Consider the following 19,073-nt stretch of genomic DNA (forward strand, 5'->3'; position numbering starts at 1 on the left):
TCAACGGGCGGCGCCCCACGGGGAGTTCCCGTCGGGCGCCTTGTCTCTGGCGATTTGTCGGACTCGGCCGCGCGTCGTGCCTGCGGGCGGCCTGCCTTCGCACCGGCGGTGGGAAGGTCTTCCCACCGCCGGTCGACCGGCCGGGACCGCCGGCTGTGTCAGCCGGTCAGGCCTGGCGGGCTCGCGTGGCCTTCTTCGCGGGGGTGGCCTTCTTGGCGGCCGTCTTCTTCGTCGCCGCGGCCGCCTTCTTGGTGGCCGTGTTGTTGACCGCCTTCGTGGCCGTCTTCCTCGTCGTGGCCCTGGCCGCCACCGACTTGGCCGCGGCCTTGCGCACGGCCTTCACGGGAGCGGCGTCACTGATCCGGTCGGCGCCGAGGATCTCCCGCAGGAACTTGCCGGTGTGGCTGGCCGGGACTCCGGCGACCTGCTCGGGAGTGCCCTCGGCGATCACGAGGCCACCGCCGTTGCCCCCTTCGGGGCCCATGTCGACGACCCAGTCCGCGGTCTTGATGACGTCGAGGTTGTGCTCGATGACGATGACCGTGTTGCCCTTCTCCACCAGGCCGGACAGCACGGAGATGAGCTTGCTGATGTCCTCGAAGTGCAGACCGGTGGTCGGCTCGTCGAGCACGTACACCGTGCGGCCCGTGGAGCGCTTCTGGAGCTCACTGGCGAGCTTGACGCGCTGCGCCTCACCACCGGACAGCGTGGGCGCGGACTGGCCGAGCCGGACATAGCCGAGACCGACGTCGTTCAGTGTCCTGAGGTGGCGGGCGATCGCCGGGACCGCCTCGAAGAAGTCGAGGGCCTCCTCGATCGGCATGTCGAGCACCTCGGAGATCGACTTGCCCTTGTAGTGGACCTCCAGGGTCTCCCGGTTGTAGCGCGCACCGTGGCAGACCTCGCACGGGACGTACACGTCGGGCAGGAAGTTCATCTCGATCTTGATGGTGCCGTCACCGGAGCAGTTCTCGCAGCGGCCGCCCTTGACGTTGAAGGAGAAGCGGCCGGGCAGGTAGCCGCGGACCTTCGCCTCCGTCGTCTCGGCGAACAGCTTGCGGACGTGGTCGAAGACGCCGGTGTACGTCGCCGGGTTGGACCGGGGCGTACGGCCGATGGGCGACTGGTCGACGTGCACGACCTTGTCGACGAGGTCGTCGCCGTCCACGCGCGTGTGCCGCCCGGGGACGTTCCTCGCGCCGTTGAGCTCGCGGGCCAGGTGCGTGTAGAGGATGTCGTTGACCAGGGTGGACTTGCCCGAGCCCGAGACGCCGGTGACGGCCGTGAGGACGCCCAGCGGGAAGGACACGTCGATGTCCTGGAGGTTGTTCTCCCGGGCGCCGTGCACCGTGAGCCTGCGGCTCGGGTCGGTGGGACGGCGGATGTCCGGGGTCGCGATCTCCTTCTTGCGCGACAGGTACTGGCCGGTCATCGACTCGGCGTTGGCGAGGAGCTCCTTCAAGGGACCGCTGTGCACGACCTTGCCGCCGTGCTCGCCCGCGCCGGGGCCGATGTCGACGACCCAGTCGGCGACCTTGATGGTGTCCTCGTCGTGCTCGACGACGATGAGCGTGTTGCCCATGTCGCGGAGCCGGACCAGCGTCTCGATCAGCCGGTGGTTGTCCCGCTGGTGCAGACCGATGGAGGGCTCGTCGAGGACGTAGAGGACGCCGACGAGTCCGGAGCCGATCTGAGTGGCGAGCCTGATGCGCTGAGCCTCGCCGCCGGAGAGGGTGCCGGCCGCGCGGTTCAGCGACAGGTAGTCGAGGCCCACGTCGACCAGGAAGCGCAGCCGTTCGTTGACCTCCTTCAGGACGCGTTCGGCGATCTTCTTGTCGCGGGCGTTGAGCTTCAGCTCGCCGAGGAAGTCCGCGCAGTCGCTGATGGACATCGCGGAGACCTCCGCGATCGACTTCTCCATCACGGTGACCGCGAGGACGAGCGGCTTCAGGCGCGTGCCCTCACAGGTGGGGCACGGCACCTCGCGCATGTAGCCCTCGAAGCGCTCGCGGCTGGCGTCGCTCTCGGCCTCGCTGTGCCGCCGCTTCACGAAGGGGACGGCCCCTTCGAAGGGCGTGGTGTAGACCCGCTCGCGTCCGTACCGGTTGCGGTAGCGGACCTCGATCTGCGTCCTGTGCCCGTGGAGCAGGGCCTTCTTGGCGCGCTGCGGGAGTCCCGCGAACGGGATGTCGGTGCGGAAGCCCAGGGCGTCGGCGAGGGCTCCGACGAGGCGCCCGAAGTAGTCCTTGGTGTGTCCGTGCGACCAGGGGTGGATGGCGCCCTCGTCGAGGGACTTCTCCTCGTCCGGGACGATCAGCTCGGGGTCGACCTCCATGCGCGTACCGATGCCGGTGCACTCGGGACAGGCGCCGAAGGGCGAGTTGAAGGAGAAGGAGCGGGGCTCCAGCTCTTCGAAGGACAGGTCGTCGTACGGGCAGTACAGGTGCTCCGAGTACATGCGCTCGCGGTCGGGGTCGTCCTCGGGGAGGTCGACGAAGTCCAGCACGACCATGCCGCCGGACAGACCGAGGGCCGTCTCGACGGAGTCGGTGAGGCGGCGCTTGGCGGAGTCCTTCACCGTGAGACGGTCGACGACCACCTCGATGGTGTGCTTCTCCTGCTTCTTCAGCGCGGGCGGCTCGGTGAGCTGGATCGTCTCGCCGTCGACCCGGGCACGGCTGTACCCCTTGGTCTGGAGATCGGCGAACAGGTCGACGAACTCTCCCTTGCGCTCGCGCACCAGCGGCGACAGGACCTGGAAGCGGCTCCCCTCCGGCAGCTCCAGGACCTTGTCGACGATAGCCTGCGGCGACTGACGCGTGATGGGGCGACCGCACTCGGGACAGTGCGGCTTGCCGATGCGCGCGAACAGCAGACGCAGGTAGTCGTAGACCTCGGTGATCGTGCCGACTGTCGAGCGCGGGTTGCGCGAGGTCGACTTCTGGTCGATCGAGACCGCTGGGGAGAGGCCCTCGATGAAGTCGACGTCCGGCTTGTCCATCTGGCCGAGGAACTGCCGGGCGTACGACGAGAGCGACTCGACGTAGCGGCGCTGGCCCTCGGCGAAGATCGTGTCGAAGGCGAGGGAGGACTTGCCCGACCCCGACAGGCCCGTGAAGACGATGAGCGCGTCGCGCGGGAGGTCGAGCGAGACATTCTTCAGGTTGTGCTCGCGCGCTCCACGGACGATGAGACGGTCGGCCACGCCGGTCCGCACCTTTCTTGAGAGAAGTGACAGGGGCCGAGGCCCCCGTCTTTCTCAGACTAGGGGGAGCCACTGACAGCGCCGGTCGGTATTCGCTGGTTCACAACAATCCCCGGGCCTCCAGCATGCCCGACGCCGCACCCGAGCTTATAGCACGCACATTCGATTTGCGGGGGCGGTCGACCACCTTCACCCGAAGGGGTGGCGGGACTAGGGTCGACCTCATGATTGATCATGTGCGCGACCTGGCGTCTGTACGTGACGCGACCGAACGACTGCTCACCGCATCCACCAAACTGGACAACGCTTCCACGGCCGAGCCGTCACGGCTGCCCGGCTGGAGCCGCGGCCACGTGCTCGCCCACCTCGCCCGCAACGCGGACGCTCTGGTGAACGTCCTCGAAGGACGCCCCATGTACGTCTCCGGCGGCGCGCGCGACGCCGACATCGAACGGGACGCGCCGCGCCCCGTGGACGCGCAGCTCGCCGACGTGCGGGCGAGCGCGGCCCGCTTCCAGGACGCGGCGGCCGTTCCCGCGGACTGGTCCCGCACGGTGGAGCTGCGCAACGGGGTCACCGACACGGCGGCCCGGGTTCCGTTCCGGCGGTGGATCGAGGTCGAGCTGCACCACGTGGACCTGGGGATCGGCTACGAGCTCGAAGACCTCCCCGAGGAATTCGTGGCACGGGAGATCGAGTTCCTCACCGACCGCTTCCGCGGACACCCCGAGGTGCCGGCCACCCGCCTCACCGACGGCACGCGCGCGTGGAGCACGGGACGCGCCCCGCAGGGCGACCCCGATATCACGGTGACCGGTGCGGCGCCCGCGCTGCTCGGCTGGCTGGCGGGACGCCGTGACGGCGCCGGCCTGACCGTCGGCGGCGACGCGCTTCCCGCGCTCCCCCCGCTATAGGCTGCCGCCATGACGTACAGCGGAGCGGTGAAGGTCGGCGGCCCTGCCGATGTGCATGAGCTGCGGGACCTGATGATCTCCAAGATCGCGGTCGGCCCGATGGACAACAACGCCTATCTGCTGCGCTGCCGGGCCACCGACGAGCAGCTCCTGATCGACGCGGCGAACGACGCCTCGGCGCTGATCGGTCTGATCGGTGACGACGGCATCGCGTCCGTCGTCACCACCCACCGGCACGGCGACCACTGGCAGGCACTGGCCGAGGTCGTGGCGGCCACGGGTGCGCGCACCTACGCGGGCCGGGACGACGCCGACGGCATCCCGGTGCCGACCGACGTCCCCGTCGACGACGGCGACACGATCCGGGTGGGACATGTCGAGCTGACCGCGCGCCACCTGGTGGGACACACCCCGGGCTCGATCGCGCTCGTCTACGACGACCCGCACGGCCACCCCCATGTGTTCACGGGCGACTGCCTCTTCCCGGGCGGCGTGGGCAACACGCGCAAGGATCCGAAGGCGTTCGAGAGTCTCATCCACGACGTCGAGACCAAGATCTTCGACGCGCTGCCGGACGAGACCTGGGTCTACCCCGGTCATGGCAACGACACGACGCTGGGCGCGGAGCGGCCCCACCTGCCGGAGTGGCACGCGCGCGGCTGGTGAGTCACGCGCCGGGCCGTCGCGCGACCCGAAGCCTGTGTGCGGCCTGGCCCCCGGGCGCGATGCCGCTGAGCCCGCCGAGCCGCTGGGCGACTCTTAGGTCGGCGCTCTCCACGCACGGGCCGCGCGCCCTGAACACGCGCCCCGTGTGAACCGAGCGCACGCACCGGTGTCACGCGCGCGCTCCCGGCGCTGTCACTGGTGCAGTCCACTGGAGCCAGCCCCGCGCAGGATGACGGCTCCGGCGCGGAACGGGCCGCCGGCCTTCGATCCCCGCCCTCGGCCGGCGGCCCCGGCACACTCGGTTGACCGGCACGCGGTCCTGCACCGCTCGTCGCGTACCGTCGACGTGCCCCCGGCCACGTGCCGGGCGCACGTCGTGAGCCGGGTCGGCGCGACTGCCCGCGGCCCTCGGGTGTCTCAGCCCAGCGCCGCGGCGGCTCCTCGACACAGCAGCGGCGGTCGGTGACGCGTACGCCGCCCCTGCACCAGGCGTACGCGGGTTCGTACGCACCCCACGCCCTCGACGTGCCCCGGCTCCGACGCCCGCCGCCGGTTCAGGCGTCCGCCTTCCCCGTCCCGGCCAGCGCCGCCACCCGCTCCACCGCGAAGGCGTAACCCTGCACACCGCAGCCGGCGATGACCCCGTCGGCGCGGAGCGAGACGTACGAGTGGTGCCGGAACTGTTCGCGCTGGTGGATGTTCGAGATGTGGACCTCCACCACCGGAAGACCGTCGCAGGTGTTGAGCGCGTCCAGGATCGCCACGGAAGTGTGCGAGTAGGCAGCAGGATTGATCACGATCCCGGCATGGTGGACGCGGGCCTCGTGGATCCAGTCGACCAGCTCGCCCTCGTGGTTGGACTGCCGGAAGTCCACCGTGCCGCCGTGCGCGGCTGCCGCCTTCGCGCACAGCGCTTCCACGTCCGCGAGGGTGTCGGACCCGTAGATCTCCGGCTGACGCTGCCCGAGGAGGTTCAGGTTGGGTCCGTTGAGGATCATGATCGGGGCGTTGGCGAGGGTGCGGGGCACGGTTCCTCCGGTCCTTCCAGGTTCACGGCCCCTCGAGGACCGCTGCTCGGACCCGGTTTATCACGGTGCGGCGAAGCGGCGACGGCCCGTACCCTCCGGTCATGACGACGCCCCGCTATCCCCCCAAGCCCTCGCCCGGCGACCGCGTCGCCGTGCTCTCTCCCTCCGCGGGCCTGCCGGAACTCTTCCCGCGCCCCTACGAGCTGGGCCTGGAGCGGCTGCGCACGGAGTACGGCCTGGAACCGGTCGAGTATCCGACCACCCGCAAGATGGGGGCGACGCCGCAGCAGCGCGCGGACGACATCCACGCGGCGTTCGCGGATCCGGCGGTCAAGGCCGTGGTCTCGTCCATCGGCGGTGCGGACCAGATCACCGTGCTGCCGCTGCTGGACCGGGAGTTGATCCGCGCGAATCCGAAGCCCTTCTTCGGATACAGCGACAACACCAACCTGCTCGCGTACTTGTGGAACGCCGGAATCGTCGGCTATCACGGCGGCAGCGTGATGTGCGAACTCGGTCGCCCGGTCGCGATGCACCCGCTGACCGCGGAGTCGCTCCGCGCCGCGCTGTTCACCTCGGGACCGTACGAGGTGCGTCCCACTGACCGGTTCGGTGACGTCAACGGCCCCTGGGAGGACCCCGCGACGTTCGAGTCCGAACCCGCGTCGGAACCGGGCGGCGGCTGGACGTGGCACCGCCCGGACAGGATCGTGGAGGGCCGCTCCTGGGGCGGCAACATCGAGATCCTCTCCTGGCTGCTGATGGCCGACCGGGAGATCGCCCGCGATCCCGGCGTGTACGAGGGTCATGTGCTGTTCCTGGAGACCTCGGAGGACATGCCGAAGGCGGACGACGTGTTCTGGATCCTGCGCAGCATGGGCGAGCGCGGGCTGCTGCGGCGTTTCCCGGCGCTGCTGATGGGCCGTGCGAAGGCCTGGTCGTTCGAGCACCCCAACGACGCCGACGCCAAAGCCCGTTACACGCGGGAGCAGCGCGAGGCGGTGCTGCGGGCCGTCGACCGGTACGCGCCCGACACGATGGTCGTCTTCGACGTGGACCTCGGACACACCGATCCGCAGATCGTCATCCCCTACGGGGGCACGGTCCGGGTGGACGGCCCGGCACGGCGCATCACCGTGACGTACTGACACGGGCGCACGGCGGTCGCGACCGACGCGGCCGTCGTGCGCCGACGGCGTAGACCGACACCGTGGAGAGCACCCGCACGCCCCCGTAACCACCCGTCACCCTGGGTAGTTGACGCGGCATGCACGACGCACGCACCGTAAGGGCGCCCTCCATGCTGCGGCTGGCGGCCGCCTCCCTCGCCGGGACCGCAATCGAGTTCTACGACTTCTTCGTGTACGGGACGGCGGCCGCTCTGGTCCTGGGGCCGCTGTTCTTTCCGACGTTCTCACCGCTGGCGGGGACGCTGGCGGCCTTCGCGACGTTCGGTGTCGGGTTCGTCGCCCGCCCGCTCGGCTCGGTGCTCTTCGGGCATCTCGGGGACCGGCGCGGGCGGCGTCCCGTCCTGGTCGCCTCACTGCTGCTGACCGGTACGGCGACCGTCGCCGTGGGCTGTGTGCCGACGTACGAGCACATCGGCGTGAGCGCTCCGGTACTCCTTCTCGTGCTGCGGTTTCTCCAGGGCCTGGGCCTGGGCGGCGAGTGGGGCGGGGCAGTGCTGCTGACCGCCGAGCACGCGCCCGCCGAGCGGCGAGGGCTGTGGTCGAGCTTCCCGCAGGTCGGCCCGTCGCTGGGGTTCGTGCTGGCCAACGGCGTGATGCTGGCACTGTCGGCGACGCTGTCCGACGCGCAGTTCGCCGCCTGGGGGTGGCGAGTGCCGTTCTGGACCGCGGGCGTGCTCGCGGCGGCGGGGCTGTGGCTGCGCGGTTCGCTGGCGGAGAGCCCGCAGTTCCTGGAGATGCGGGACCACGCGCGCGTGCCGCTCGCCGAGGTGGTGCGCGACAACTGGCGGCTGGTGCTGCTGACGGCCGGCGGACTCGCGGTCGGCTACGCGGTGTTCTACGCGGTGACGACGTGGGCGCTCGCGTACGGCGTGGAGCGACTGGGCGTGAGCCGTACCGTCATGCTGACCTGCATCATGGCCGCGGTGGTGGTCAAGGGCTGTCTGACACCGGTGATGGCCCTGCTCGGCGACCGATTCGGGCGGCGCCCCCTGTGTCTGGTGGGCTGCACGGCCGCCGCGCTGTGGATGTTCCCCATGGTCGCCCTGCTGTCGACCGGCGAGCCGCTGCTGATGTTCGCCGGCTTCCTGGTGGCCCTGATCGCGTTCATCACGATGTTCGCCGTCATCGCCGCGTATCTGCCGGAGTTGTACGAGCCCCGCGTGCGCTGCACGGGCGCCGCCGTGGGCTACAACCTGGGCGGGGTTCTCGGTGGCGCGCTCACGCCCATTGTGGCGACCGCGGTGGCGAGCGGACCGGGTGTCCCCTGGGGTGTGGCCGCGTATCTGACCGGGATCGCGCTGCTCAGCCTGGGATGCTTCGCGCTGCTCCCGGAGACCCGGTCGGTGCCACACCTCGCGGTCGTACAAGCGGCCGACTGAGGGCGGGTGCCGTCCCTGGTGCGAGCCGCGCTCAGGGGTTGACCGCGAGTTCCAGATAGGCCGCGAACAGCACCAGATGGACACCGCCCTGGAGCGGGGTGGCGCGGCCCGGAACCACGGTCAGGGAGCTCACCACCACGGTGAGCGCGAGCAGCACCATGTGCGTGGCACCGAGGCCGAGGACGAGCGGTCCGGAGAGCCAGACGGACGCGAGGGCGACGGCGGGAATGGTCAGTCCGATACTGGCCATCGCGGAGCCGAGTGCGAGGTTCAGGCTGGTCTGCACCCGGTCGCGGCGGGCCGACCGGAGCGCGGCGATGGTCTCGGGCAGCAGGACGAGCAGGGCGATGATCACGCCGACCACGGCGGCCGGCATGCCGGCCGCCTCCACCCCGGACTCGATGGTGGGCGACACGCCCTTGGCGAGTCCGACCACCCCGACGAGGGCCAGGGCCAGCATTCCGAGGCTGAGCGCCGCCGCAGGACCCGAGGGTGCGTCGGCGTGGTCGTCCACGTGGATGACCTCGCCCTGCCGGGTGATCGGCAGGAAGTAGTCGCGGTGCCGCACGGTCTGGGTCGCGACGAACAGGCCGTAGAGGACGAGTGAGGACAGGGCGGCGAAGGTGAGCTGGGCCGAGGAGAATTCGGGGCCCGGCTTGCTGGTGGTGAAGGTCGGCAGGACGAGGCTGAGCGTGGCGAGCGTCGCGACGGTGGCGAGAGCCGCTCCGGTGCCTTCGGCGTTGAAGACGGCGAGCCTGTGGCGCAGGGAGGCGACGAGCAGACAGAGACCGACGATGCCGTTGCAGGTGATCATCACTGCCGCGAACACCGTGTCGCGGGCCAGCGTCGCGCTCTTGGCACCGCCGTCCGCCATCAGGGTGACGATCAGGGCCACTTCGATGATGGTGACGGCGACGGCGAGCACCAGGGACCCGAAGGGTTCGCCGACCCGGTGGGCCACCACCTCGGCGTGGTGGACGGCTGCCAGTACGGCTCCGGCGAGCACCAGTGTCACCAGGACCACCACCGGGCCGGGCACGTCGCGTCCCCAGGTGAAGACCAGCAGGACCACCGCCAGCATGGGCACGACGGCCGTCCACTGCGTGAGGGGTGACCGGAGCCGATCGATCATGCTGCGATCGTCGCAGTCCTTCGTGGGGCCCGCACTCCGGTCCTCCGGTGTCCGTTGCGCTGTCGTGGAGGACGATTCGCTTCCGGGATCGGCCGCCAGGTCGGCTCGGTCGTGTCCCGTGTGTCGCATCAGTCATCTCCCGTGTGTCGCGTTCGGCGGCCGGACGGCGGGACTGTGGGCCTTCGGATCGTCGCCGTGCCGTCCTGGTCGTTCGGTGTCGTGTGGTGCGTTCGGGGCTCCGTGGGGTCGGTGCACTCGCGGCCGCGGCCGGTGTGCCTGGTCGACGTCATGGGTGTGCTCCTCCGGACGAGTCGGGAGGAGCGGAGGTCGGTGCCGTCCGTCGCTGTGCCCGGACATGGTCCGGGAGCGGTGGTCGGCTCCTCGCCGCACGCCGCTCCCGGAGGCTGTTCGCGCAGTTCGACGCCGTCAGACGTCGACGCTCTTCGGGCTCTTGTCCCCGGCGCTCTCCTGCTCGTCGCGCGCCGCCTGCTTCCTGGAGGCCATCAGGCTGGTGATCGTGGTGACCACCAGGACCGCGCAGATCACGCCGAGGGAGACCGGGATGGAGATCTCGGGCACGTGGACGCCGGACTCGTGCAGCGCGTGCAGGACGAGCTTGACGCCGATGAAGCCGAGGATGACCGACAGGCCGTAGCTCAGGTGGACCAGCTTCTTGAGCAGCCCGCCGATGAGGAAGTACAGCTGCCGCAGCCCCATCAGCGCGAACGCGTTGGCCGTGAACACGATGTAGGGGTCCTGGGTGAGGCCGAAGATCGCGGGGATCGAGTCGAGGGCGAAGAGCACGTCGGTGGTGCCGATCGCCAGCATGACGACGAGCATCGGCGTCATGACGCGCTTGCCGTTCTGCTGGATCCACAGCTTGGTGCCGTGGTACCGGTCGGCCACGCCGAAGCGTCGCTCGGCCGCCTTCAGCAGGCGGTTCTCCTCGAACTCCTCGTCCTCCTCCTCGGTCCTGGCCTCCTGGATCAGCTTCCAGGCGGTGTAGATGAGGAACGCGCCGAAGATGTAGAAGACCCAGGCGAAGCTGGCCAGGATCGCGGCACCCGCGGCGATGAATATCGCGCGCAGTACGAGGGCGATGAGCACACCGACGAGGAGCACGCGCTGCTGGTACTGCGAGGGCACCGCGAACTTCGCCATGATCAGCACGAAGACGAAGAGGTTGTCGACGCTCAGCGACTTCTCGGTGATGAAGCCGGCGAAGAACTCTCCGGCGGGCTGGCCACCGGAGAAGACGAGCAGGCCGAGTCCGAAGAGGCCGGCCAGGGCGATCCAGACGATCGTCCAGATTCCGGCTTCCTTGATCGACACGTCGTGCGGCTTGCGGCCGATGAAGAAGTCGACCGCGATGAGGGCGGCGAGGCCCACGATCGTCAGGACCCACAGGGTCAGGGAAACATCCACTGCGCCTCCGGCAGTAAGTAACGGCAGGTCTCAGCGTCGTCGCTGCCGGAGGTCTCTTCCACCCGGGACGGCCGGGGCGCGTGATGCGCACGGTGTCCGCGGGCCGACGCCCCGGGATCTGGCCTGATCCGTATTGACGGGCACGTCGCCATAGGTAGGGAGTACTCCCCTCCGCACGAACGAGAGTACCCAACCACCAAGGAAAGGTAAAGCGATTGGTAAAAGAAGAGCCAAATCCCCAGGTCGGATGAGCTTTACCGTTACTTGACACACTCCAGAAGCTCGGCCCTGCGCATGCTCATCGATTCCACGGGCGCCGGGCCGCGGCCACCTGGGCCAGCACCTGCTGGAGCACCTGACTGCCCGATGGGACGAGCGTCGGCTCGTACGTCCAGGCGTGCCCCACCCACGGGTCGGCGAGGTGGTCGTCGGCCACCGGCGTGAGCCGCAGCAGCGAACGCCAGAGCGGGTCGAGCAGCGGCCCGTAGGCGGCGGCGTCCTCGCGGTCGGCCACCATCATCAGGTGCACCCCGACGGCCGGGCCCTCGTCCGCGAGATAGCGCAGCTGGGTCACGGCACGGTCGTCGAACCCGTGCGGGAAGTCATTGACGATCAGCAACTGCTCGGCGGTGTCGAACCCCGGCGGCAGCGAGTCGGACGCTCCGCCACGGATCGCCATCTGCACCAGGTCGACGCGCTGGGTGAGCCGGTCCAGGACCTCGGAGACGCCGGCGGCGCCGACAGCGGGCGGCACGTCGAGCACCCCGGACTGCGTCAGCGGTGCGAGAGAGGACGCTCCGGAACCGGCGGGGTCGATGACGTGCACCGTGAACTCGCCGGCGGGATAGACGGCGAGCAGCCGCGCGGCATGCGCGACGGCCGTGTCCATCGCCAGGCGGCGCAGCTCGTCGGCGTCGGCGAGGCCGCCGTCAGCGGAGGTGCGGCCGCAGTCGATCCACAGGCCGCGTTCCAGCGGCAGCCGCAGGAGCATCGGGATGCTCAGGCGTTCGCTCTCGGGCAGGCTGAGATCGCCCAGGCGCAGGGCCATGGGGATCTCCATCGGTACCCGGTAGCCGTGCCAGACGGGGTTGTCCCAGCGTGCGTATGCCATGGGTAGCGCGGGCTCGACGACCTCGGACTCGGCGACGAGCTGGGCGAGATCCCGGTCGAGTGCCGCGCGGGCCTGGTCGACGAGCTGGGCGTGCCTGGCGCGCGCCGCCTCACGGGCCGCGTCGCCCTGGCCGCCGATCCGGCTGCGCGGGTCGGAAAGCACCCGGTCGAGTTCCTTCTCCATTCGGGAGTCGGCGAAGTCGACGGCACTGCGGTAGGCGGCGGTGGTGCGGGCGAGGTCCTCGAACATGCCCCACACCTGGTTGTAGAGCCGCTCGTCCATGGACCAGCCGGTCGCGTCGCCCGCGACGGGCTGGGCGGGGCGGCCGGGTTCGGCCGGTGGCGCGGTCGGCGGAGGCGGGGGCGGTGCCGCGGTCTGCCGGCCGGGGTGGGTGTAGTCGATCCCGCCGCCGGCGGAGGCGGACGGCTGGGTGACGGCGGAGGGGTCGGGCGGTGTGGCGCCGCCCGGGTAGCCCTGCCCCTGCGTCGCACCCCCCTGTGGACCGGGCGTGTCGTACGGGGACTGCGGCGGCGTGACGGTCCCCGGGGCGCCCTGCGGTCCCAGGTACGGCTGGTCGGCTCCGGGCGCCGAACTGGCCGCCTGCCGCGACCGGTCCGCGTCCGCCGTACGCGGCGGGGGCGCGGCGACCGTACGGGCCATTCCGCGCGCCACCGCTTCATTGATGCTTCCGGCCAGCTGCTGGGCCTCGGGCAGGCCTTGGTCGGCGAGGAGTTCGGCGAGGCCGCCGGCGTACCCCTGGCCGACCGCGCGTACCTTCCAGGCGCCCTGCCTGCGGTAGAGCTCCAGGGCGACGACGGCGGACTCGGCGTCCAGGCCGGTGACGGTGTAGCTCGCGACCTCCGCGCCGTCGAGGCCGGTGACCGCGACGAAGGGGGCGGCGACGACGCCGAACCGGACCGGGCCGCCGACGCCGGACGGCAGTGCGAGCAGCACACTGACCCGGTGCACATGCTCCGGCAGGGCGTCGAGGTCGAACGCCAGGCGATGATCGGCCGCCGCCTGCTTGGAGACCTCCAGCCCCGGCAGTGTGGGCGCGCCCGGGTGAGCCACCCACTCGACGCCTCGGATCTTGCCCTGCTCGTCGCTGAGCGTGGCCCCGGCCACGACCGGTTTGCCGGCCGAGATCCGGACCTCGAGACGGACCTGGGAGAGCGGGTGGTTCTGCCCCCGGACCAGCTCGGCCGTCATCGCCTTGTCCCCCTGTGTCGCTATGTCGCTGTATCGCTTCGTGCGGTGTGGCGCGTCGCCTACAGGTGCGGCAGGATCGCCGGCATCAGGTCCTGGAACGTGCGGCCGTTGGCCGGCGTACCGAGGGCCGTCATCTGCCAGCCGGCTCCGGCCCGGTGCACCTTCGCCATGATCTGGGCCGTGTACTGCCCGCCGCCGGCGAGCGTGTAGCGGGCGAGCTCCTGGCCGTTGGTCTCGTCGACCAGACGGCAGAAGGCGTTCTGCACTTCCTGGAAGGTCTGGCCCGTGAAGGAGTTCACGGTGAAGACGATCTGGTCGATGTGGACCGGGATGCGCTGCAGGTCGACGAGAATCGACTCGTCGTCGCCGCCCTGACCCGCGCCGCCGACCAGGTTGTCACCGGTGTGCCGTACGGAGCCGTCGTCGCTGACGAGGTGACGGAAGAACACCACGTCGACGGGCTGCTTGTCCGCGAACAGCACGGCGGACGCGTCGAGGTCGATCTCCCGGGTGCGCGAGCCGAACAGGCCACGCCTCGGAGCGGCCTGCCAGCCGAGGCCCATGCGCACCGCGGTCAGCGTGCCCCCGTCGTTCTTCTGCAGACTGATGGCCTGACCCTTGGTCATGTTGACCGTCACGCGCTGTTCCCCTCTCGAACTGTCCCCTGTTGCCGCGGAGTCCGCGGATGACCAGAACCCTACGCAGGGGCACGGACAGCGCCGAACCCTGGGGCGCACTTTGTGTCGGTCTTGCAACACAGTGCGCATGTCCCGAGGTCCGGCGCCTCGGCAGGAGCGTCAGACCAGGCCCGCTTCCTTCATCTGCCGCAGCTCCTTCTTCATCTCGGAGACCTCGTCGCGCAGCCGGGCCGCGATCTCGAACTGGAGGTCGGCTGCCGCGGCACGCATCCGCTCCGTCAGCTCCTCGATCTGCTCGGTGAGTTCCGCCGCGGGCCGGTCCGTGGGCACCGTCTCCTTGGCCTTGCCCTTGGCCGTCTTGGCGGCCTTTCCGAGCGCGGGGACCGGCGCCTTGGCGCCCTTGCCGTCCTTCGACTTGCGGTAGCCCGAGCCGAGCAGCTGCTCCGTGTCGACGTCCTCGCGGGCGATCTGCGCCACGATGTCGTTGATCTTCTTGCGGAGGGGCTGCGGGTCGATGCCTCTTTCCTTGTTGTAGGCGATCTGCTTCTCCCGGCGACGGTTGGTCTCGTCGATGGCCTTCTCCATCGCCGGAGTGATCTTGTCGGCGTACATGTGGACCTGCCCGGACACGTTGCGCGCCGCGCGGCCGATCGTCTGGATCAGTGAGGTCCCGGAGCGCAGGAAGCCCTCCTTGTCGGCGTCGAGGATCGCCACGAGGGAGACCTCGGGCAGGTCCAGCCCCTCACGGAGCAGGTTGATGCCGACGAGGACGTCGTACTCTCCGGCGCGCAGCTCGCGCAGCAACTCGACACGGCGCAGGGTGTCGACGTCGCTGTGCAGATAGCGCACCTGGATGCCGAGCTCCAGGAAGTAGTCGGTGAGGTCCTCGGCCATCTTCTTGGTGAGCGTGGTGACCAGGACTCGCTCGTCCGTCTCGACACGCGTGCGGATCTCGTGCACCAGGTCGTCGATCTGCCCTTCGGTGGGCTTGACCACGACCTGTGGGTCGACGAGGCCGGTGGGCCGGATGATCTGCTCGACCTGGCCGTCCGAACGGGAGAGCTCGTACTGCCCCGGGGTCGCCGAGAGGTACACCGTCTGCCCGATACGCTCCTGAAACTCCTCCCACTTCAGAGGGCGGTTGTCCAGGGCCGACGGGAGCCGGAAACCGTGATCCACGAGCGTGCGCTTGCGGGAGGCGTCGCCCTCGTACATGGCACCGATCTGGGGCACGGTCACATGCGACTCGTCGATGACGAGCAGGAAGTCGTCCGGGAAGTAGTCGAGCAGCGTGTTGGGCGGGGAGCCGGGCTCACGGCCGTCGAAGTGCATCGAGTAGTTCTCCACGCCGGAGCAGGAGCCGATCTGGCGGAGCATCTCGAGGTCGTACGTGGTGCGCATGCGCAGGCGCTGGGCCTCCAGGAGCTTGCCCTGCTTCTCCAGCTCGGCGAGGCGCTCCTCCAGCTCCTTCTCGATGTCGTTGACCGCGCGCTCCATGCGTTCGGGGCCCGCCACGTAGTGCGAGGCGGGGAACACGTAGAGCTGGTCGTCGTCGCTGATGACCTCACCGGTGAGCGGGTGCAGCGTGGACAGGGCCTCGATCTCGTCACCGAACATCTCGATGCGGACCGCGAGCTCCTCGTACACGGGGAAGATCTCGATGGTGTCGCCGCGGACCCGGAAGGTGCCCCGGGCGAACGCCACGTCATTGCGTGTGTACTGGATGTCGACGAAGCGGCGCAGCAGGTCGTCCCGGTCGATCTCGTCGCCGACCTTGAGCGCGACCATGCGGTCCACGTACTCCTGCGGCGTACCGAGGCCGTAGATACAGGAGACCGAGGCGACCACGACGACGTCACGGCGGGTCAGCAGCGAGTTGGTCGCGGAGTGGCGCAGACGCTCCACCTCCTCGTTGATCGAGGAGTCCTTCTCGATGTAGGTGTCCGACTGCGGGACGTACGCCTCGGGCTGGTAGTAGTCGTAGTACGAGACGAAGTACTCGACCGCGTTGTTCGGGAGGAGTTCGCGGAACTCGTTCGCCAGCTGGGCGGCCAGGGTCTTGTTCGGAGCCATCACCAGGGTGGGGCGCTGGAGTTTCTCGATCATCCAGGCCGTGGTGGCGGACTTGCCCGTGCCGGTCGCGCCCAGGAGAACGACGTCCTTCTCGCCTGCGCGGATGCGCTTCTCCAGCTCGGCGATGGCGGTGGGCTGGTCGCCACTCGGCTGGTAGGGGCTGACGACCTCGAAGGGCGCCACCGAACGTTCGATCTTGGATACGGGCCGCATGGAATCAACCGTACGACCCCGCACTGACAACGGGGTCCGATCACCAGTTCTGCGGGGTGCGTGACCTCCGCTCTGCGCGGACCCGCCCGGGACGGACCGGGGGCCGGCCGCCGGTGCGCCGCACCGCGGTGTGGGCCGGGACACCCGGCCGGTTCTCCGTGGGAGTCCAGTCGGGCTTGCCCATGACCATCAGCGGATCGAACATCACGACGACGCCCGCGAGGCACAGGAAGGCCAGCGGGCCGATCATCATGGGCGCGAGCAGGGCGGCGGCCGAGTCCCCGCCGGGAGTGCTGGACGTGCCGTGCAGATGAACGCTGAGGGCGGCCATGCCCGTGTAGTGCATGCCGGTCACCGCCAGTCCCATCACGAGGCTCGCGCCCACGCTCCAGAGAAATCCCCGGACCTGTCCCGCCGCCCACAGGGCGGCTGTGGCGGCGACCACGGCTATGACGACGGAGGCGGAGACGGTGAGAGTGTTGTATTCGAGTTTCCCGTTCAAACGCATGCCCGCCATGCCGAGATAGTGCATCGAGGCCACGCCGAGGCCGGTGATCGTGCCCCCTGTGAAGAGCGCCGCCCCATTGGCACCGCGGTGGCCGACGATGAAGATCCCGATGCCCACCATCACGATGGCAACGCCCAGACTCGCGTACGTCGTCGGTCTGTCGTAGTGGACCGGCGTCTGCTCGACGCTGAATCCCATCATCGCGATGAAGTGCATGGTCCAGATGCCGGAGCCGATCGCGGCCGAGCCGAGTGCGAGCCAGCCGGCCCGCCAGGAGCGGGCGACCAGCATCGATCTGGTGGTGCAGCGAAGTCCGAGCGCTCCGCCCAGGCAGGCCATGAGGTAGGCCACCAGCGGTGTGACGAGTCCGTAAGTGAAGCCGTCGACCGTGCCCTGCATGCGCGGATGCCCTCCCCGCCGTGTTGCTCCTGAAAAGCCCTGAAATTCCCCCACCCGCAGGACCGCACGAGCGGACTGGGCCGAGGCGAAGAGTATGACTCCCACCGGAATGGTCGAACGATTTTCCGGCAAAGAATCACGGCCTCGCCGCACCTGTGCGGCGCCAGTGTGCGGACTTGGGCAACTCCATTCAATTTGTGGCCACCTCACACACCACCTTCATGACTCTCTGCTGTCACTCTTGTACTGTCCGTGATCGCACGATGCTGAGGAGGACGCATGTACGCGCGCGTAGCCGCCGCCACGACCGCCGCGTTTCTTGGAGGCGCTGCTGTGATAGTGCCCAGCCCGCACGCGCGCGCCGGGTCCAAGGGGACCGGTCCGGTCGTCGTCTCCCACCGCGGCGCCTCCGCCTACGCTCCCGAGAACACTCTGGCCGCCGTCGACAAGGCCGCCGACCTGGGGTTCGACTGGGTCGAGAACGACGTCCAGCGCACGAAGGACGGTGAACTCGTCGTCCTCCACGACGCCGGTCTGGCGCGCACGACCGACGTCGAGGAGCTCTACCCGGACAGAGCTCCCTGGAACGTCAGGGACTTCACCGCGGCCGAGATCGCCCGCCTGGACGCCGGGAGCTGGTTCGGCTCCCGGTACGCGGGCGCGCGCGTGCCGACGCTCACGCAGTACATGGACCGCGTCGCGCACAACCACCAGAAGCTCGTTCTGGAGATCAAGAACCCCCAGCTCTACCCGGGCATCGAACGGGAGACCCTCAAGCTGCTGAGCAACGAGGGCTGGCTCGACAAGGCGCACGTCACGGGCCGGCTGATCGTGCAGAGCTTCAACGCCGGCAGTGTGCGAACGGTGCACGACCTGCGCCCGGACATCCGCACGGCCTTCCTGGGCACGCCGTCGGTGGCGCAGCTGCCGCAGTACGCGCGATTCGCCGACCAGATCAACTCGGATCGGACCACGCTCTCCTCCGGCTACGTCTCGGCGGTCCACGCGTTCCGCGGCCCGCACGGCACGCCGATGAAGGCCTTCGCGTGGACCGTGAACGACGAGGACGGCGCCCGGCGGGTGGCGGGCTTCGGCGTCGACGGGATCATCACCAACGCCCCCGACGTGGTCCGCAAGGCGGTGGACGACTAGGGGGCTTCCCCGTTCAGGGCGGCGCGGCGGTCTCCTCCTCCGGGGCCCCTCGCGGCCGCTGTGCCGCCCCGGGCTCCACGACGACTCCCCCGCCCCTGGTGCGGACGCGCACCGGGGACCACACCACGGCCGGCCCGTCGGCGCGACGGGCATTGTCAGTGGCGGGCCGTACGGTGGGGCACATGGACAGCCACGGGCAGTACGGGCAACAGGTCGTGTGGACCGTCGTCGGGACGGACATAGGCCCGCTGCTGCTCGCGGCGACGCGCGCCGGCCTGGTGAACGTCGTGTTCCACGCCACGGACACGGTGCGCGACAAGGCCCTCGACCGGCTCGCGTCCCGGCTGGGCACCGACCCCGTCGAGGCACCCGGGTCCCCGCTGCTCGCGGAGGCGATACGCCAGGTCTCGGCTTACTTCGCGGGCGAGCGGCACGACTTCGAGCTGCCGCTCGACTGGTCCCTGATCTCCGGGTTCAACCGTCAGGTGCTGCGCGAGCTCGCGTCGGGCGTGCCGTACGGCTCCGTCGTGGGCTACGGCGACCTGGCCGGACGGGTCGGCCAGCCGGGCGCGGCGCAGGCCGTGGGCGTGGCCATGGGCTCCAATCCGCTGCCGGTCGTGGTGCCCTGCCACCGGGTGGTCGAGAGCGGCGGCGGCATCGGCGGGTTCGGGGGCGGCCTGGAGACCAAGCGGAAACTGCTCGCGCTGGAAGGCGTGCTGCCGGAGCCGCTGTTCTGACGCCGGCACCGCCGCTGACCGGGGCCCTCCGGCGGATGTTCGTACAGGGGTGCGAGCTGGGACACTGCGCCGGTGACCAGATCCTGTACCGCTT

14 protein-coding genes are annotated in these 19,073 nt (G+C 69.9%); 6 read left to right on the plus strand and 8 right to left on the minus strand.

Annotated features, from left to right (window positions below; all coding sequences use genetic code 11):
* Positions 1–166: 166 nt before the first annotated feature.
* Positions 167–3,205, minus strand: coding sequence for an excinuclease ABC subunit UvrA (uvrA, locus tag H305_RS0143745; protein ID WP_028805964.1), 3,039 nt, complete (start codon positions 3,203–3,205; stop codon positions 167–169).
* 224 nt (positions 3,206–3,429) lie between these two features.
* Between uvrA and H305_RS0143750 the strand changes: the two genes are divergently transcribed.
* Both H305_RS0143750 and H305_RS0143755 read left to right on the plus strand, forming a co-directional pair.
* Positions 3,430–4,119 carry a maleylpyruvate isomerase family mycothiol-dependent enzyme gene (locus tag H305_RS0143750; protein ID WP_028805965.1) on the plus strand — a complete coding sequence of 230 codons (690 nt, stop codon included), beginning with the start codon at positions 3,430–3,432 and terminating at the stop codon, positions 4,117–4,119.
* 9 nt (positions 4,120–4,128) lie between these two features.
* Positions 4,129–4,785: an MBL fold metallo-hydrolase gene (locus H305_RS0143755; protein ID WP_028805966.1), complete on the plus strand. Its 657-nt coding sequence runs from the start codon at positions 4,129–4,131 to the stop codon at positions 4,783–4,785.
* A 554-nt stretch (positions 4,786–5,339) separates the two neighbouring features.
* Here the strand turns inward: H305_RS0143755 and aroQ are convergent.
* Complete coding sequence (gene aroQ, locus H305_RS0143760; RefSeq protein WP_028805967.1) at positions 5,340–5,813, minus strand: type II 3-dehydroquinate dehydratase; 474 nt, start codon at positions 5,811–5,813, stop codon at positions 5,340–5,342.
* A gap of 101 nt (positions 5,814–5,914) precedes the next feature.
* Between aroQ and H305_RS0143765 the strand changes: the two genes are divergently transcribed.
* Together H305_RS0143765 and H305_RS0143770 are read left to right on the plus strand one after the other, a co-directional pair.
* Positions 5,915–6,961, plus strand: a complete 1,047-nt coding sequence (locus H305_RS0143765) for a S66 family peptidase (RefSeq protein ID WP_028805968.1) — start codon at positions 5,915–5,917, stop codon at positions 6,959–6,961.
* Between the two features lie 119 nt (positions 6,962–7,080).
* Positions 7,081–8,382 (plus strand): MFS transporter, encoded by a 1,302-nt coding sequence (locus H305_RS0143770; RefSeq protein ID WP_199791554.1) that lies wholly within the window; start codon positions 7,081–7,083, stop codon positions 8,380–8,382.
* Positions 8,383–8,413: 31 nt separating this feature from the next.
* Here H305_RS0143770 and H305_RS0143775 read toward each other — a convergent pair whose 3' ends face one another.
* The 6 genes from H305_RS0143775 to H305_RS0143800 all read right to left on the minus strand — a co-directional run bounded on the left by H305_RS0143775 (position 8,414) and on the right by H305_RS0143800 (position 17,090).
* Positions 8,414–9,514 carry a calcium:proton antiporter gene (locus H305_RS0143775; RefSeq protein ID WP_028805970.1) on the minus strand — a complete coding sequence of 367 codons (1,101 nt, stop codon included), beginning with the start codon at positions 9,512–9,514 and terminating at the stop codon, positions 8,414–8,416.
* 426 nt (positions 9,515–9,940) lie between these two features.
* Entirely contained in the window at positions 9,941–10,939 is a 999-nt protein-coding gene (locus H305_RS0143780; RefSeq protein ID WP_028805971.1) for a TerC family protein, read from the minus strand.
* Between the two features lie 298 nt (positions 10,940–11,237).
* On the minus strand, positions 11,238–13,259 hold the full coding sequence (locus H305_RS0143785) for a TerD family protein (protein WP_028805972.1): 2,022 nt from the start codon (positions 13,257–13,259) through the stop codon (positions 11,238–11,240).
* Between the two features lie 59 nt (positions 13,260–13,318).
* Positions 13,319–13,897: a TerD family protein gene (locus H305_RS0143790; RefSeq protein ID WP_028805973.1), complete on the minus strand. Its 579-nt coding sequence runs from the start codon at positions 13,895–13,897 to the stop codon at positions 13,319–13,321.
* A gap of 159 nt (positions 13,898–14,056) precedes the next feature.
* Positions 14,057–16,183: an excinuclease ABC subunit UvrB gene (uvrB, locus tag H305_RS0143795; RefSeq protein WP_028805974.1), complete on the minus strand. Its 2,127-nt coding sequence runs from the start codon at positions 16,181–16,183 to the stop codon at positions 14,057–14,059.
* Between the two features lie 40 nt (positions 16,184–16,223).
* A complete protein-coding gene (locus H305_RS0143800; RefSeq protein ID WP_028805975.1) occupies positions 16,224–17,090 on the minus strand; it encodes an MHYT domain-containing protein in 867 nt (288 codons plus the stop codon).
* 279 nt (positions 17,091–17,369) lie between these two features.
* Here H305_RS0143800 and H305_RS0143805 point away from each other — a divergent pair, with 279 nt between their 5' ends.
* Together H305_RS0143805 and H305_RS0143810 are read left to right on the plus strand one after the other, a co-directional pair.
* A complete protein-coding gene (locus H305_RS0143805; RefSeq protein ID WP_028805976.1) occupies positions 17,370–18,242 on the plus strand; it encodes a glycerophosphodiester phosphodiesterase in 873 nt (290 codons plus the stop codon).
* A gap of 182 nt (positions 18,243–18,424) precedes the next feature.
* Positions 18,425–18,979: a methylated-DNA--[protein]-cysteine S-methyltransferase gene (locus tag H305_RS0143810; RefSeq protein ID WP_028805977.1), complete on the plus strand. Its 555-nt coding sequence runs from the start codon at positions 18,425–18,427 to the stop codon at positions 18,977–18,979.
* Positions 18,980–19,073: the final 94 nt, after the last annotated feature.

Origin of the sequence: Streptomyces sp. 142MFCol3.1 (assembly GCF_000424945.1) — a bacterium.
Classification (GTDB): domain Bacteria; phylum Actinomycetota; class Actinomycetes; order Streptomycetales; family Streptomycetaceae; genus Streptomyces; species Streptomyces siamensis.